This is a genomic window from Curtobacterium sp. PhB136, assembly GCF_004346855.1.
In the GTDB taxonomy this organism is placed as follows: domain Bacteria; phylum Actinomycetota; class Actinomycetes; order Actinomycetales; family Microbacteriaceae; genus Curtobacterium.
On the sequence record NZ_SMGH01000004.1, the window covers coordinates 145,131 to 160,864 of the forward strand.

Annotated in this window: 12 protein-coding genes; 2 read left to right on the forward strand and 10 right to left on the reverse strand. The window is 70.5% G+C overall.

The annotated features are described in order from the left end of the window. Positions 1–19: 19 nt before the first annotated feature. From EDF27_RS00725 to dnaK, 10 genes are all read right to left on the reverse strand, one after another. Positions 20–1,255, reverse strand: a complete 1,236-nt coding sequence (locus EDF27_RS00725; protein ID WP_132046786.1) for an oligosaccharide flippase family protein — start codon at positions 1,253–1,255, stop codon at positions 20–22. Positions 1,256–1,310: 55 nt separating this feature from the next. Then, on the reverse strand, positions 1,311–2,489 hold the full coding sequence (locus EDF27_RS00730) for a glycosyltransferase (RefSeq protein WP_132046788.1): 1,179 nt from the start codon (positions 2,487–2,489) through the stop codon (positions 1,311–1,313). A 37-nt stretch (positions 2,490–2,526) separates the two neighbouring features. Continuing rightward, positions 2,527–3,837, reverse strand: coding sequence for a nucleotide sugar dehydrogenase (locus EDF27_RS00735; protein WP_132046790.1), 1,311 nt, complete (start codon positions 3,835–3,837; stop codon positions 2,527–2,529). After that, entirely contained in the window at positions 3,834–4,832 is a 999-nt protein-coding gene (locus EDF27_RS00740) for a Gfo/Idh/MocA family oxidoreductase (RefSeq protein WP_132046792.1), read from the reverse strand. The genes EDF27_RS00735 and EDF27_RS00740 overlap by 4 nt, the downstream gene beginning before the upstream one ends. Continuing rightward, entirely contained in the window at positions 4,829–5,932 is a 1,104-nt protein-coding gene (locus tag EDF27_RS00745) for a DegT/DnrJ/EryC1/StrS family aminotransferase (RefSeq protein ID WP_132047747.1), read from the reverse strand. Before EDF27_RS00745 ends, EDF27_RS00740 begins: the two co-directional genes overlap by 4 nt. A gap of 8 nt (positions 5,933–5,940) precedes the next feature. Further along, positions 5,941–6,561: an acyltransferase gene (locus tag EDF27_RS00750; RefSeq protein WP_123654568.1), complete on the reverse strand. Its 621-nt coding sequence runs from the start codon at positions 6,559–6,561 to the stop codon at positions 5,941–5,943. A gap of 96 nt (positions 6,562–6,657) precedes the next feature. Beyond that, on the reverse strand, positions 6,658–7,068 hold the full coding sequence (locus tag EDF27_RS00755; protein ID WP_123654739.1) for a MerR family transcriptional regulator: 411 nt from the start codon (positions 7,066–7,068) through the stop codon (positions 6,658–6,660). Positions 7,069–7,268: 200 nt separating this feature from the next. Beyond that, on the reverse strand, positions 7,269–8,273 hold the full coding sequence (locus tag EDF27_RS00760) for a DnaJ C-terminal domain-containing protein (protein ID WP_123654569.1): 1,005 nt from the start codon (positions 8,271–8,273) through the stop codon (positions 7,269–7,271). 23 nt (positions 8,274–8,296) lie between these two features. Then, the gene (locus EDF27_RS00765; RefSeq protein ID WP_123654570.1) at positions 8,297–8,932 is read right to left on the reverse strand and encodes a nucleotide exchange factor GrpE; all 636 of its coding nucleotides are present in this window, start codon (positions 8,930–8,932) and stop codon (positions 8,297–8,299) included. A gap of 3 nt (positions 8,933–8,935) precedes the next feature. After that, a complete protein-coding gene (gene dnaK / locus EDF27_RS00770) occupies positions 8,936–10,804 on the reverse strand; it encodes a molecular chaperone DnaK (RefSeq protein WP_123654571.1) in 1,869 nt (622 codons plus the stop codon). A 244-nt stretch (positions 10,805–11,048) separates the two neighbouring features. Here dnaK and EDF27_RS00775 point away from each other — a divergent pair, with 244 nt between their 5' ends. Beyond that, the gene (locus tag EDF27_RS00775; protein WP_132046794.1) at positions 11,049–12,920 is read left to right on the forward strand and encodes a hypothetical protein; all 1,872 of its coding nucleotides are present in this window, start codon (positions 11,049–11,051) and stop codon (positions 12,918–12,920) included. A 240-nt stretch (positions 12,921–13,160) separates the two neighbouring features. Beyond that, positions 13,161–15,719: an Ig-like domain-containing protein gene (locus tag EDF27_RS00780; RefSeq protein ID WP_132046796.1), complete on the forward strand. Its 2,559-nt coding sequence runs from the start codon at positions 13,161–13,163 to the stop codon at positions 15,717–15,719. Positions 15,720–15,734: the final 15 nt, after the last annotated feature.

Sequence of the window (15,734 nt, forward strand, 5' to 3'; positions counted from 1 at the left end):
AGCGAGCGCTCGGTCGACGTCAGGGACTCGCCGGGGTCCCCTTCGTGACGAGCAGCACCAGGACGAGCATCGCCCCGTACGACGCCGTCATCGCGGCGGCGAGCACCGCCAGCACGACGGGCATCGGGGCGCCGAGGACCGAGGGCACGAGGACGGCCCCGGTCGTGCTGACCAGCCGTGCGACGTCCCACACGAGCTGCGTGGTCTGCCGCCCGAGCATCGAGAGCACCTGACTCACCGGTGACACCGCGACCTGGATCGCGAACGCCGGGACGAGGATCCGTGCGTAGGACCCCGCTGTCTGCCACTCCGCACCGAACACCGCACCGAAGAGGACCGGGCCCGCGAGCAGCACGACGAGCGCTCCCGCTCCCCCGGCGACGAGCAGCCGCCCGGTCAGCCGGACGAGGAGCGGCCGGATCGGCGAACCCGAGCGGGCCCGCTGTCCGAACGCGCCCGCTGCGTACTGCGACACCGCGTCCGCGACCATGCCCACCGGCGACCCGAGCACGCGCATCGTGAGGGCGACGAACCCGGCGGCAGCACTGCCGTGGACCGCCGCGATCACGATGCCCGGAGCCTGCTGCCCGACGACGTTCAGCATCGCGGACCACGGGGTCAGCGTGAGGAAGCGACGGTGTTCCGACGCCGCCCGCGCGACCTGCCTCCGTGACGGCAGCCCGGCTGCGGGCCGGAGCATCCCGAGCACCGCGGCGAAGCGCCCCGCTGCGAGCCCGCCGACCAGACCGATGGGCCCGGCGAACGCCATCGCGAGGTTCCAGGCCGTCTGACCGAGTCCCTGACACGCGTTCCGGACCGCGAGCGCTCGGTGCGCTCGACGTCGGGCGAGCACGGCGGAGCAGATGCGCTGCACGGCGATCGCGCTCGTCGTGACCGGCAGGACCCACCAGAGGTCGGCCAGCGCCGGCGCCCGGAACCATGCAGCGAGCGACTCGCGGAGCGTCCAGGCGACGCCTGCGGTGAGCAGCCCGGCCAGCAGCGTCGCTCCGAGCCCCACGGTGATCAGCGACCGGACGTGGTTCGGCTCGGCGACCGCGAGCGCTCGGTCGGTCCCGAGGGCGGCACCGGCACCGAGCACCGATGCGATCGCCGTGACCACGGTCAGCGTCCCGAAGTCCGACGCGGAGTACGTCCGGGTGAGCACCGGCGAGACCGCGACGACGGCTCCCTGGCCCAGGACGGTCCCGACCAGGATCGTCAGGACAGCTGACGGAGCGCGCGGGGGTCTCCGCATGCGGACCGCCGATCGTCGTGGGGTGCAGGGTGAACATCAGTACATCACATTTCTCTCACGCGTCGAACGGGGCGACGCCCCACACGGAGCGGTAGACGGCGAGGAGCGCCGTCGCCTCGTGGTCCCAGCGATAGCGGTCCGCAACGAGCGCGCGACCGGCGCCGGCGTGTGCGCGCAGGAGGTCCGGGTGCTCGGCGTACCGGCGGACGGCGCGGGCGACGGCGTCCGGGTCATCCGCCGGCACCCACGTCGCACAGTCCGCGCCGGCCAGCAGTTCGCGCCAGAGCGGGACGTCCGTGGCGACGACGGCGGTGCCGGCGGCGAGGTACTCGAACAGCTTCGTCGGGATCGAGGCCGCGTACGCCGGGGTCGGCCGGAGCGGGAGGAGCCCGACCCGGGCCCCGAGCAGCAGGTCGCGCGCGGCGTGCGGCGCGAGGGTCCCGCGGTGGTCGATCCGACCGGCGGCGACGAGCCCGTCGAAGCGGGACCGGTCGACGGCGGGGTCGATACGCCCAGCTGTCACGACCCGCCAGGCATCGGGAAAGTCGGGCGACGACGCCGCACCGCTGATCACGTCGATCCCTCGGTCCCGGCTCAGCGCACCGAGGTACACCGCGACGAGGGGCCGATCGGTCACCGGTGGTGCGTCGAGGTCGGCGGGACGGAGCACCGGCAGGTTGCGCACGACGGTCGTCCGCGCCGCGGGGAACCGAGCGGCGATCGTCGGCGTCGCAGCGACCACCGCGTCGGCGCGCCCGGCGACCAGGACGACGAGGTGCGCGAGCGCGACGGCCGCCCGCCGCGCCCATCGACCGAGGTACTCCTTCCCCCGGACCTGGTCCGGCAGGTCCTCGTGCGCGTCGTAGACCACGACGCGTCCGACCGCACGGAGGAGCAGCACCGCCCAGACGAGTTCCGGGTCGTGCAGGTGCACCACCGTGGCTCGGGACGACAGCGCGGCAGTGATCACCTGTGCGGACGAGCGGACCACCCGTGCCCGGCGACGGCGTGCGGGGACGCGGCGGACGAACACGCCGGTGGCGAGGTCCGGGCGCCCCCAGTCGGTGTCGCCCGTCGCAGCGACGTCGTCGCCGTCGACCGCCACCGCGACCAGCGCCGTGCGGTACCCGGCGGCTGCGGCGCTCGCAGCCGACCGGAGGTGCACTCGGTTGTCGGTCCACGGGTGCGCACTGGACACGTGCACGATGTCGAACGGACGGGATCGGTGGCGCATGCTGCGAAGCTATGTGCCGCCGAGCCGAGCGCGCGAGTTATTCACATCTTGTGTTTCGCAGCCCGCCGCCGAGGGCGATCACCGTCACCGACGGCCACCGCGCCGGGTCCAGGACCCGCCGCCCGTCGAGGATCGTCCGCACGCCGGGAAGGCGTTGCGGTCCCCACGAGGCGTACTCCGCGTGGTCGGCCTGCACCACGGCAGCGTCGACCGCTGCTCCGGCGACGGACGGCGCGAACCCGAGGGTCCGGAGCTCATCCGGCCCGTAGAGCGGGTCTGTGACGGTGACCACGGCACCCCGCGCTATGAGCGCCGCGACGGTGTCGAACACCCCGGAGAACGCGGTTTCCTTGACCCCACCGCGGTACGCGGCGCCGAGCACCACGATCCGCTCACCCCGGAGGTCGCCGTGCACCCGGGCGAGCACGTCCACCGCGTGCGCGGGCATCGCGGCGTTCCGGGCACGAGCGGCCCGCACCACCGATGCATCCGGGTCGTTCCAGAGGTAGAGCTGCGGGTACACCGGGATGCAGTGCCCACCGACGGCGATGCCCGGACGGTGCAGGTGGCTGTACGGCTGGGAGTTGCACGCTTCGATGACCCGCTCGACGTCGATGCCGGACCGGTCGGCGAACACCGCGAACTCGTTCGCCAGGGCGATGTTGACGTCGCGGTAGGTGGTCTCGGCGAGCTTCGCGAGTTCGGCGGCCTCGGCGGACCCGAGGTCCCAGACCCCGTTCGGCCGGTCGAGGTCCGGTCGGTCGTCGAACTGCAGCACCGAATCGTAGAACCCCGCGGCGCGCTCCGCACCGCGTGGGGACAGCCCGCCGACCAGCTTCGGGTACCGTCGCAGGTCCGCGAACACCCGCCCGGTCAGCACCCGCTCAGGCGAGAACACCACGTCGAAGTCCCGCCCCACGACGAGCCCCGAGCGGGCTTCGAGCCGGGGTGCCCACCGCGTCCGCGTCGTCCCGACCGGGAGCGTGGTCTCGTACGCGACGAGCATCCCCGGCCGCAGGTGCGCGCCGATCACGTCGGTCGCCGCGTCCATCCAGCCGAAGTCCGGCACGCCGTCCGACGACACGAACAGCGGCACCACGACGACGACCACGTCCGCGACGGCGAGCGCCCGCTCGGGATCGGTCGTCGCTGTCAGCCCACCGGAGGCCACCACGGCCGACAGCTCCTCGTCGAGCCCGTGCTCCCCCGGGAACGGCGGGACCCCGGCGTTCACGGACTCCACGACCGCGTCCGCGACGTCGAGCCCGACCACCGTGGCGCCCGACCGCGCGTACTGCACGGCGAGCGGCAGCCCGATCTTGCCGAGCCCGACCACCGCGACCCTCACGCTGCGACCCCGATGCGGACGGTCTGCCGCGTGTGCGCCGACTCGAGCACGGCCTCGGCGACCTCGACGGTCCGCAGCCCGTCCCGCAGGGTGACGATGTCGGCCGGCAACCCGAGCACGGCGTCCCGGAACGCCTCGTGCTCCACGACGAGGGGCTCGCGTTTCGGGATCGCGAACCGCGTGCTCGCTCCCTCGGCGACCCCGCGGAACGCGGCGACGCGCTCCCAGCCCGTCGGGACCGTGCCGTTCTCGTGGAACGTCAGGTCCGCGCTGAGCGTGTCCGCGACGAACGTGCCGTGCTCTCCGGTCACGACGAAGAGCCGCTCCTTGAAGGGGGTGAGCCAGTTCACCAGGTGCGAGGTCAGCGTGCCGTCGGCGAGCTCGCCCGTGACGGTCACCAGGTCCTCGTGGGCACGCCCGCTCTTCGTGCACGCGAGCGCCCCGATGTGCACGTACTCCGACCGCGCGATCCACGCCGTGGCGTCGATGTCGTGGGTCGCGAGGTCCTTGACGACCCCGACGTCCGCGATCCGCGACGGGAACGGACCCTGTCGCCGGGTGGCGATCTGGTGGACGGCACCGAGCTCGCCGGCGTCGAGCCGATGTCGGAGTGCCTGCAGCGCGGGGTTGTACCGCTCGATGTGCCCGACCGCTCCGACCAGCCCGGCGCCGTCGAACGCCGCGACGAGCCGCGCGGCGGCGCCGGCATCGGCCGCCACGGGCTTCTCGATGAGGGCGTGCACGCCGGCGGCGGCGAGGAGCAGGCCGACGGGTTCGTGGAGCCCGGTCGGGACCGCGACCACCGCGGCGTCGATCCCGATCCCGATCAGGTCGGCGGCCGTCCGCACGACCGGGAGCCCGTCCGCGGCACCGCGGGGGTCGCCGAGCGCGTCGGCCGCCCCGACCAGGTCGACCCCGTCGAGCGACCGCAGCACGCGGACGTGGTGCGCCCCCATGACCCCGAGCCCGACCACGCCGATCCGCACGCCGCTCACCGTCCTGCTCCGGCCAACGCGTTCACGGCCGCCACGATCCGGTCGAGCTGCTGCAGCGTGAGCGTCGGGTACACGGGGAGCGCCAGCACCTCGGCGGCGGCCCGCTCCGTCTCCGGCAGGTCGCCGCACACCGGACCGCTCGACCCGACGAAGGAGGGCAGCCGGTGCACCGGCGTCGGGTAGTAGACACCGGCGCCGATGCCGTACTCCGCATCGAGCGCCGCGACGAAGCCGTCCCGGTCGTCGGGGACCCGGACGACGTACTGGTGGAAGACGTGCTCGGCGAGCGGGTGCACGGTCGGCAGGGTCACACCGCGGAGCTCCCCGGTCAGGTACGCGGCGTTCGCGACCCGCTGCGCCGTCCAGCCGAGGACCTTCCGGAGCTGCGCTCGTCCGATGGCCGCGTGCACGTCCGACATCCGGGCGTTGAAGCCCACGATCTCGTTCTCGTAGCGGGTCGCCATCCCTTGGTTGCGGAGCAGGCGGACCGTCCGCTCGACGCCGGGCGACGGCGTCGCGACCATCCCGCCCTCCCCCGAGGTCATGTTCTTCGTCGGGTAGAGACTGAACGCCGCGGCGTCCCCGAGCGTCCCGACACGCGCGCCGGACCACCGCGCACCGTGCGCCTGCGCCGCGTCCTCGAGCACGAGCAGGTCGTGCGACCGGGCCACGTCGACGAGCTCGTCCATGTCCGCGGGGTGCCCGTACAGGTGCACCGGGACGACCGCCCGGGTGCGGGACGTCACCGCGGCGGCGACCGCGCACGGGTCGACGCAGAACGACGCGGGGTCGATGTCGACGAAGACCGGGACGGCCCCGACGAGCCGCACGGCGTTCGCGGTGGCGGCGAAGGTGAACGACGGCACGATGACCTCGTCGCCCTGGCCGATGCCGAGCGCGAGGAGCGCCAGGTGCAGCGCCGCGGTCCCGCTGTTCACGGCGACGACCGGTGACGCCTCGACGAGCAGACTGCCGAACTCGCGCTCGAACGCCGCGACCTCCGGGCCCTGCGCGAGTGCGCCGCTCGCCAGCACGGCATCGACCGCCCGGCGTTCCTCGACGCCGATGAGCGGCTTCGCCACCGGGATCGCATCGGCCATGACGGCTCTCACCGGAGTTCCTCGAGGAACGCACCGTCATCCGTGAACCGGAACCGGTCCCCGGTGTCGGGACACACCAGGTGGTGGTGGTCGACACGGCCCAGGCGCGCACCGGTCCGGCCGACCCAGCCGATCCGCCGGGCCGGCACGCCGGCGACGAGCGCGTGGTCCGGGACGTCGCGGTTCACGACGGCTCCTGCGGCGACCATCGCCCAGCTGCCGATGTGCACGGGTGCGACGCAGACCGCACCGGCTCCGATCGACGCCCCCTGCTCGACGACGACGGCCGAAGCCCGCCAGTCCCCCGCCCGCACCACGGACCCGTCCGGCGTGATCGCGCGCGGCACCGTGTCGTTCGTCAACACCACCCCGGGGCCGACGAAGACGCCGTCGCCGAGGACCGCGGGCCCGTACACGAGCGCCGCGTTCTGGATCTTGCAGCGGGCCCCGATCCGGACACCGCCGCCGATGGTGACGTTCCGTCCGACCAGGGTCTCGGCACCGATGACCGCGTCGGCTTCGACGTGGCTGTGGTCCCAGACGCGCACGCCCGGGTGGAGTCGTGCCGAGTCGGCGACGACGGCGGAGGGCGACACGAAGGGGTCGCCAGGAGCTGTGCGTGTGGTCATCGAGCCGCACGCTACACGAATCTGGAATACCGGTGCGAAGTATACACATTTCGCGGATATCGCACTATTCCGCGGGGTGATCGCCCAGCAGCAGGATCAGTGCGGCGGCCGCCAGAGCACGATCTGCGTGTTCCGCTGCGGTCGAGCGCCGGCCCGCAGGGACACCGCAGCCCCGGTCGTCGTCGCCGCGAACACCCGCGCTCCGGGTCGACTGATGAGCTGGTCGGCCAGAGCCGTCTCGAGCTCACGGACGCGCTCACGGAGCGCGCGGGTCTCGTTCTCGAGTTCGAGCACCCGCCGGATCCCCTCCAACGACACCCCCTCGGAGCCGAGTCGCGCGATCTCCCGCAGCTGCGCGACATCGCGCATCGAGTACCGGCGGGACCCGCCACGGGTCCGCCCCGGGACGACCAGGCCGAGCCGGTCGTACTGCCGCAGGGTCTGCGGGTGCATCTCCGCCAGCTCCGCGGCGACCGCGATCGCGAAGACGGGCGAGTTCTCGTCCATGTCGGTCATGGCGTGTTCCTTTCCGTCGTTCGCGTGGATCGAAAACCAGCCTGGAGGCTCGGCGGGCGTCCGTCAGGAAGCCGCGCCGAGCCGCTCCCCACCGGCACGGCCGGCCCGCCGCTTCGCGACGGGCCGGTACCGGCTGCGTGGGCCCAGGCTGGGTCTGTTGCTGATGGCGCGCGAGCGCACCGGCGCGCGTTCTAGCTGCGCGCCTTGGCGAGGAGGTCCTCGCGCGGGTCTTCGTCGGGCAGGGCCGCCGCGAGTGCCTCGACGGCCTCCCGCGCCTTGTCCGACAGGTGCGACGGCACCGCGACCTGCACGGTGGCGAGCAGATCGCCCGTCCCGTTCTTGGTCGCGACCCCGCGCCCCTTGACGCGGAGGACACGACCGGAGGGCGTGCCGGGCGCGACCCGGAGCTTGACGGGTTCGCCGCCGAGGGTGGGCACCTGGATCGTCGCGCCGAGCGCCGCCTCGACGAACGTCACGGGGACGTCCACACGGAGGTTCTGCCCGTCGCGCTCGAACACCGGGTGCTTGCGGACGTGCACCGTGACCACCAGGTCACCCGCGTCGCCGCCGTCGGGCGATTGCTCGCCACGACCGCGCAGCCGGATCTTCTGGCCGTCGGCCACGCCGGCGGGGATGCGGACGTTCACCGGTCGGCCGTTGCCCTGGGAGAGCTTGACGGTGTCGCCGGCGATGGCCGTCGTGAAGTCGAGCGTCGTCGTCGCGGTGACGTCGCGCCCCTTCGTCGGGCCACCGAAGCCGCGGTAGCCGCCGGAGGGCTGGCCGAAACCAGCACCCCCGCCGCCACCGAACATGCCCCCGAGGATGTCCTCGAAGCCACCGCCGCCACCCTGGCCGAAGCGGACACGCTGCCCGCCACCGCCCTGCTGACCGAACATCCCGCCGAAGACGTCCTCGAACCCGCCACCCTGGCCTGCGCCACCCGCCGTGAAGCGAGCACCGGAGCCCATCGCGCGGACCTGGTCGTACTCGGCCCGCTGCTCCTTGTCGGAGAGCACCGAGTACGCCTCGCTGATCTCCTTGAAGCGGTTCTCCGCCGCGGTGTCACCCGGGTTGGAGTCCGGGTGGAACTGCCGCGCGAGCTTCCGGTACGTCTTCTTCAGCTCGGCGTCGGAGGCGTCCTTGGAGACCCCGAGGACCTTGTAGAAGTCCTTGTCGAACCAGTCTTGGCTGGCCATGGATCACCTACCTCCTGTCCGGATCAGGCCGGGACCGCCACCGCGACCTTGGCCGCACGGAGGACGCGCTCACCGAGCTTGTAGCCCGGCTCGACGACGTCCGCCACGGTCTGGCCGGTGGCGCCCGGGGTCGGGAGCTGCACGATCGCCTCGTGGATGTTCGGGTCGAAGGACTCGCCCTTCTCGCCGATCTGCACGAGCTTGAACCGCTCGAAGCCGCCACGGATCTTCTGGCCGATGACCTGCATGGGGCCCTCGGTCAGGTCGCCGTGGGCCTCGGCCCGGGTGAGGTCGTCGAGCGCCGGCAGGAGTGCGCGCACCACCTCGGCGATGGCGACCTCGCGGTTGGCTTCACGGTCGCGCTCGACGCGCTTCCGGAAGTTCACCAGTTCGGCCTGCGCACGGAGCATGTCCGCGCGCATCTCGGCGACGAGGTCGCGGTCGGCCGTTGACAGCTTGTCCTCGGCCATGCCGCGCGCCGCATCGGCCAGCAGTGCCTCGTCCTCAGGGCTGAGGTCGTTCGCTGCGTCGGTCGGCACCTCGACGTCGGGTCCCTCGGCCTCGATCAGGTCCTCGGGCTCCGCCGCGTTCGTGGCGTCACCCTCGACCTGGGGCTCCTCGTTGTCGTTGACGTTGTCGTCGTTCGTGGAGTCCGTCATCGGCTACTTCTTGTCGTTCTCGTCGTCGTCCACGACCTCGGCGTCGACGATGTCCTCGTCGTCCGCGCCGTCGGTCGGCTGCTCGCCCTGCGCGCCGTCCGCACCGGGGGCGCCGGCGGCGTCCTGCTGCGAGTAGATCGCCTGGCCGAGCTTGCCCTGCGACTCGTTGAGCTTGTCGAAGGCGGTCTTGACGGCGTCCTCGTCCTCACCCGCGAGGGCGGACTTCAGCGCGTCGACGTCGGCCTGCACCTCGGACTTGACGTCCGCGGGGAGCTTCTCGTCGTTCTCCTTGATGAGCTTCTCGATCGAGTAGACGAGCTGCTCGGCCTGGTTGCGACGCTCGTTCGCTTCACGACGGGCCTTGTCCTCGGCCGCGTGCTCCTCGGCTTCGCGGACCATGCGCTCGATGTCCTCCTTCGGCAGCGAGGAGCCGCCGGAGATGACCATCGACTGCTCCTTGCCGGTGCCCTTGTCCTTCGCGGACACGTGCACGATGCCGTTGGCGTCGATGTCGAAGGTGACCTCGACCTGCGGGACGCCGCGGGGAGCCGGCGCGATGCCGGTGAGCTCGAACGTGCCGAGCGGCTTGTTGTCGCGGGTGAACTCGCGCTCGCCCTGGAAGACCTGGATCGCGACCGACGGCTGGTTGTCGTCAGCGGTCGTGAAGGTCTCGCTGCGCTTGGTCGGGATCGCGGTGTTGCGGTCGATGAGCTTCGTCATCAGGCCGCCCTTGGTCTCGATGCCGAGCGAGAGCGGCGTGACGTCGATGAGCAGGACGTCCTTGCGCTCGCCCTTCAGGACACCGGCCTGCAGTGCGGCGCCGACGGCGACGACCTCGTCCGGGTTGACGCCCTGGTTCGGCGACTTGCCACCGGTCAGCGACTTGACGACCTCGGCCACGGCGGGCATGCGGGTCGAGCCACCGACGAGGACCACGTGCGCGATGTCGTTGACCGACACGCCCGCTTCCTTGATGACGTCGTTGAAGGGCTTCTTGGTGCGGTCGAGCAGGTCGGAGGTCATCTGCTCGAACTGTGCGCGCGAGATGGTCTCGTCGAGGTTCAGCGGGCCGTCAGCGGTCAGCGTGAGGTACGGCAGCTGGATGCTGGCGCTCAGCTGGCTCGACAGCTCCTTCTTGGCCTGCTCGGCGGCTTCCTTGAGGCGCTGCTTGGCGATCTTGTCCGTGGACAGGTCGACGCCGTGCTCGTCCTTGAACTTCTTGATCAGGTAGTCGACGATGCGCTGGTCCCAGTCGTCACCACCGAGGCGGTTGTCGCCCGAGGTCGCACGGACCTGGATCGTGGAGAAGTCGTCGTCCTTGCCCACTTCGAGCAGGGAGACGTCGAACGTGCCGCCACCGAGGTCGAAGACCAGGATGAGCTCGTCTTCCTTGCCCTTGTCGAGGCCGTAGGCCAGGGCAGCCGCGGTCGGCTCGTTGATGATGCGGAGGACGTTGAGCCCGGCGATCTCGCCGGCGTCCTTGGTGGCCTGGCGCTCGGCGTCGTTGAAGTACGCCGGCACGGTGATGACCGCGTCGGTGACGTCTTCACCGAGGTACTGCTCGGCGTCGCGCTTGAGCTTGCCGAGGGTGCGGGCCGAGATCTCCTGCGGCGTGTACTGCTTGCCGTCGATCTCGACCTTCCAGTCGGTGCCGATGTGGCGCTTGACGGAGGCGATGGTGCGGTCGACGTTCGTGACCGCCTGGCGCTTGGCGGTCTCGCCGACCAGGACTTCGCCGTCCTTCGTGAACGCCACGATCGACGGGGTGGTCCGGAGACCCTCGGCGTTCGCGATGACGGTGGGCTCGCCACCTTCGAGAACGCTGACGACCGAGTTGGTGGTTCCGAGGTCGATGCCTACTGCACGTCCCATGTGGTGTTGCTCCTTCTGTCGTTGCTGTGGTGCTGAAGTCTTCCGGACTTGCGTCCGATGGGCTCAACTCTACTCCGGACTGGAGGCTCGTCAACTCTGGGAGCTGAAAGTTGCGTCCAAATGGCTCAAGTCCAAACTGTGCAGCCAATTCCGCCAACGGCATACTGATATGTGTGTTTCATGTGTAGCGTTCAGGTGTCGCGTGCCGTAGATCGCGGCCCGAACAACACAGGAGCACGGAACCATGTCACAACACGGAACGCTCAGGGCGCTCGGCGCGACCGCCCTCGCATTCGCCACCGTCATCACCGGCATCAGCGCAGGGCCGGCTGGCGCGAACGCAGCCCCGCACCTCCGCGCTTCGTACGCCTACACGCCATCCGGTGTCACCTCGTCGGTGAGCGAGAGCGGCATCACCTACCACGGCACCCCGTCGTGCGGTGGGACCTGGGACACCTGCAGTCTCTACCTGTCGACGACGACGACCCACACCGTCGGGCTCGGCGACTTGTCGAACGGTGGCACCGTTCCCTGGCCGGCCTCGATCGCCCCGGGGGCGACGGCGACGCTGTACGTGATGAGCCGCAACTTCTGGCAGTCCCAGGGACACCTCTCTCCCGCCGTTCCCATCACCGTCACCCGCCCGGGCAGCGTGACCCCGCCGCCGGCACCCGGCGGTGGGCTCGTCACCACCCCCGGGTACGACTACACGATGGACGCGGGCACCACGAAGAAGAACCTGCTCGTGCCCGTGCAGGCGCGGGCCGACCTGAAGATCTCGGACGGCACGCTCGCGCTGACCGCGCCGTCCGGCACGACGTTCACGCCGGGCCAGACCACCCTGCAGGGCCGCTACACCACCGGTTCGAACTTCGAGTCCGCACCGTGGCTGAACGCGGTCGGCGAGGTCTCGGCCGACGGCAGGACCTTCATCGGAGTGACGAAGGGGGCGAAGGACACGACCATCGCCGAGAACGCCTACATCGCCTGGCAGGTCAGCGTCGACGCCGCACCCGCGACCGACGACGGCACCGGAACGCTCGGCCAGCGCTTCGTCGGCTCCTCGAACCTCGGCTCCTTCAACGTCGCCGGGACCTCCCGGGTGGCGATCACCGGTGTCACGCCGCCGACGCCGATCGACGGGTCCTTCGACCCGGCCGGCGTCGGCACTCCGGCCACCATCCCCGCTGGCAGTGTCCAGCCCGTGCACTTCGGCGCCACGGTCACCGAGAAGGTCACCGGCATGCGGGACACGAAGGTCGTCCTCACGGCGCCGCGCGGTACCGCGTTCCCCGAGGGCACGACGACGCTCACCGGCGAGTATGCGTCGGGAGGAGGGTGGAAGCGCACCGATTCCCTACGCGTCACCGGTTCGTTGAGCGCCGACCGCACGACGTTCACCGGCACCATGCCCGACTCCGGCCACGGCTTCGAGCTCCCCACGGGCTACAGCGTCCGCTGGAGCGTCCCCGTCGCCGCTCCCGACGACGCCACGAGCGGCACCGGTGACCTCGGCTTCACCGTCACGACCACCGTCGGCGAGAAGCCCTTCCGGATCACCGGCGCATCCCGCGTCACCGTCGAGCAGTCCGTGCGCCCCATCACCGCGAAGGTGGACTCGGTAGACGACGCCGCGCGCACCGCAGCAGTCTCCGGGACCGCGACGAAGGAAGCCGAGGTCCGCGTCGGCAACACGATCATCGCGAAGGCGGACACCGACGGGAACTGGTCCGGCACGGTCACGAACCTGGTCGTCGGCAAGCAGGACGTCAGCTTCGCGCAGTACCTGCGCGGCGAGGAGGTCGACGACACCACGATCCCCGTCGAGGTGAAGCAGCTCGAGCTCGCCCCCGTCACGGTGACCACACGGACGGTCAGTCCCGGGGAGCAGAACACCATCACCGGCACGGGTGAGCCGGGGGCGACCTTCCGGGTCCTCAAGGCCAACGGCAAGGAGATCGCCCCTGGGGCACACGTCGTCGGCATCGACGGAACGTGGTCGTTCGACCACGTGGTCGCTGCAGGCTCCAAGCGCTTCCGGTTCGTGATCGAGCAGTCGAAGTACGGGCAGACCGTCCCGAGCGAGCTCTTCACCGTGCCGGCCGACACGAAGTAGCAGCACGCGGCGACGATGCCGCATCCACGAGGGCCTGGGGCCGGCGCGAGCCGGCCCCGGGCCCTCTGCCGCGCACGGCCGCCTCGTGGAGACGATCGCACTCGGTATGTTGATATCTGAATGATGTGTGTGATATTTTCTTGGAACGCGGCAAGCCTCCCGGATGGGCCGCGTGTCTCCTGTTACCCGACCCGGCCACCCGACACCACGGCACCGGGCCATCACAGAAAGCACACACCCATGCGAAAGCACAAGACCCTCAAGGCGTTCGGCGCGACGGCGCTCGCAGCAGCCACCGTCGCCTCCGGCCTCAGTTTCGGCGCTACCGCCGCCTCCGCGGCCCCCGAAGCCCGTACTCCTTCCGCGCCGTTCAAGTTCGTCTGGCAGGAGGGTGACCGTTTCAGCTCCCTTGACTCGTACGCCACCGAGATGATCAGCGAGTCACTCAGCGAGGCCGAACGCCGGGCCGCGGACTTCACGTACGACGCGGAGACCATGCGCGTCACGAACACGGGCGGGCAGTGCCTGGGGGTCGGCACCTTCGGCGCGAACTACCTCCGCGCCGAAGCCTGCTCGACGTCTCCATTGCAGAAGTTCCTCTTCACGAACGGCAGTTTCGCGACGGCCACGACCCCGTTGAAGTACCTGAATACCGAGGGGAGCCACAGCGGGCGCCCGTGGATGAACTCGGACACGCCCACGCCGTTGATCGGCGGCCCTGAGTCGGCCGTCAATGGCGGATTCGAGTCCGCGCCGGGGTACACCTATGAGGTTGAGGCCGGCAAGACCGTGGGCGTTTCGGTCCCGGTCGAGGCAACCGCCGATTCGACACTGTCCGACGGCATGGTGTTCCTGACCGCACCGACTGGGACCAAGTTCACAGCGGGGCAGACGGTCGCGAAGGGCCGCATCGCCGAGAACAACGTCTGGGTGGACCACCCGACGATGGACGCGAAGGGATCGGTGTCGGCCGACGGCACGAAGTTCACCGGGCAGATCACAGCGGGCGCCAAGGCCAGCGCCAACCGCTACTACTCATGGCGGATCTACGTCACCGCGGACGCGATTCCGGCCGACACGACCAGTCCCGTGCAGCAGTCGTTCGTCGGCGTGACGAACGTCGGGCGCTTCCTCGTGAACGGCACGTCGACCGTGACCGTGAAGGCGAGCAAGAACGAGTTCACCGCGGTCGGCGCCTTCGCGGACGACGTGACGAAGAAGGCCACGATCAGCGGCACCGGCGTGGACGGTTCGACGATGAAGCTCTACGCACCGAACGGTGACGAGATCGACTCGCAGGCCGTGTCCGACGGGAAGTACTCCTTCTCCGTGACTGCGCCGGGCTCCGGTGTCCAGACGTTCAAGGTGTCCCAGACCACGGACGGCGTCGAGTCGCCGCAGAAGGACGCCGGCCTGGACTACGGCAACGCCGTGGCGATCACGGGTCCGGCCACGGGCAGTGTGACCCCGGGTGATGTCACCGTCACCGGAACCGGTGTCTCCGGGTCGAAGGTCACCATCACCGGTGGCGCGAAGACGGTCACCACCACCGTCGGCACGGACAACACCTTCTCCGCTCCGGTCGAGATCGCCCCGTCCAGCTCGATCACGAACATCACCGTGTCGCAGCAGTCCAAGGGCAACCTGACGACGACCGCAGCGGTGAAGGTCACCGCGGACGGCAAGCAGGAGGCCACCGGCACGGCCATCACCGGCCCCGCGGACGGCGTCTACGAGCCGATGAAGACCACCACCGTCACCGGCACTGCGACCCCGTACGCGAAGGTCGTCATCACGAACCAGTGGAACGTGTCGATCGCGACGGTCACCGCGGACAAGGACGGCACGTGGTCCTTCGACCGTGTCTACGGTCCGGCTGCGGAGTACCAGCTCACCGCCACGCAGACCCGTCTGGACGGCAGCGGGAGCAAGTCCGCCGCGTTCGCGCTCGCACCGCTGGGTTCCTTCAAGAACCTCACGATCGACAACGAAGCACCCGCGACCTACACCGCCGGCAAGGACTACACCTTCACCGGTACCGCGACCCCGGGCGCCACCATCACGGCCACGAACCAGTGGGGCACGAAGGTCTTCGAGACCCGAGCGAACCAGTCCAACGGCACGTGGACCTCGGCCCGCCAGTACGGTCCGACCGCCGAGTACACCTTGACGTTCGTCCAGAAGGCGCTCGACGGCAAGACCGACAAGCGTGAGGGCTTCGTCCTCAAGCCGCTCGTCACCGAGACCCCGATGACGATCACCAGCCACAAGGACGGCGACTCCTACCGCCCGGGCTCGAACACCTTCACCGGCGTCGGCACGCCAGGCGCCACCGTCACCGCCCGGAACCAGTGGAACACCGTGATGGGCTCCGCGACCGTGAAGGAGAACGGCGACTGGGCATTCGAGCGCACCATGGGCCCCTCGGCGCCCTACACGCTCACCTTCACCCAGACCAAGGACGGCAAGACCATCAACACGGTCCCGCTGAACCTCGCCGCCCCCGTCGTCCAGGACTTCGCCCTCACCAGCCCTGCCGCCGGTGAGACCTACACGCCCATGAAGGCCACCACCTTCACCGGCAAGGCATCCGCGTTCTCGAAGATCACCGTCACGACCACCCTCGGCACCAAGGTCTTCGAGACCGAAGCCGACCAGAAGGGCGATTGGTCGTACACCCGCGCCTACGGCCCGACGAACACCTACACGCTCAACTTCGACGAGACCACCACCAACGGCACCACCACCCGCGTCCTGCAGAACTTCATCTTCGCCCCCGACGCACCCGCCACGAAGTAACACCCACCACCAGCA

Bases quoted from the DNA above. Each gene is read 5' to 3' on its own strand.
- EDF27_RS00725 (WP_132046786.1), bottom strand. From the start codon at position 1,255: ATGCGGAGACCCCCGCGCGCTCCGTCAGCTGTCCTGACGATCCTGGTC.
- EDF27_RS00730 (WP_132046788.1), bottom strand. From the start codon at position 2,489: ATGCGCCACCGATCCCGTCCGTTCGACATCGTGCACGTGTCCAGTGCG.
- EDF27_RS00745 (WP_132047747.1), bottom strand. From the start codon at position 5,932: ATGGCCGATGCGATCCCGGTGGCGAAGCCGCTCATCGGCGTCGAGGAA.
- EDF27_RS00750 (WP_123654568.1), bottom strand. From the start codon at position 6,561: ATGACCACACGCACAGCTCCTGGCGACCCCTTCGTGTCGCCCTCCGCC.
- EDF27_RS00755 (WP_123654739.1), bottom strand. From the start codon at position 7,068: ATGGACGAGAACTCGCCCGTCTTCGCGATCGCGGTCGCCGCGGAGCTG.
- EDF27_RS00760 (WP_123654569.1), bottom strand. From the start codon at position 8,273: ATGGCCAGCCAAGACTGGTTCGACAAGGACTTCTACAAGGTCCTCGGG.
- EDF27_RS00765 (WP_123654570.1), bottom strand. From the start codon at position 8,932: ATGACGGACTCCACGAACGACGACAACGTCAACGACAACGAGGAGCCC.
- dnaK (WP_123654571.1), bottom strand. From the start codon at position 10,804: ATGGGACGTGCAGTAGGCATCGACCTCGGAACCACCAACTCGGTCGTC.
- EDF27_RS00775 (WP_132046794.1), top strand. From the start codon at position 11,049: ATGTCACAACACGGAACGCTCAGGGCGCTCGGCGCGACCGCCCTCGCA.
- EDF27_RS00780 (WP_132046796.1), top strand. From the start codon at position 13,161: ATGCGAAAGCACAAGACCCTCAAGGCGTTCGGCGCGACGGCGCTCGCA.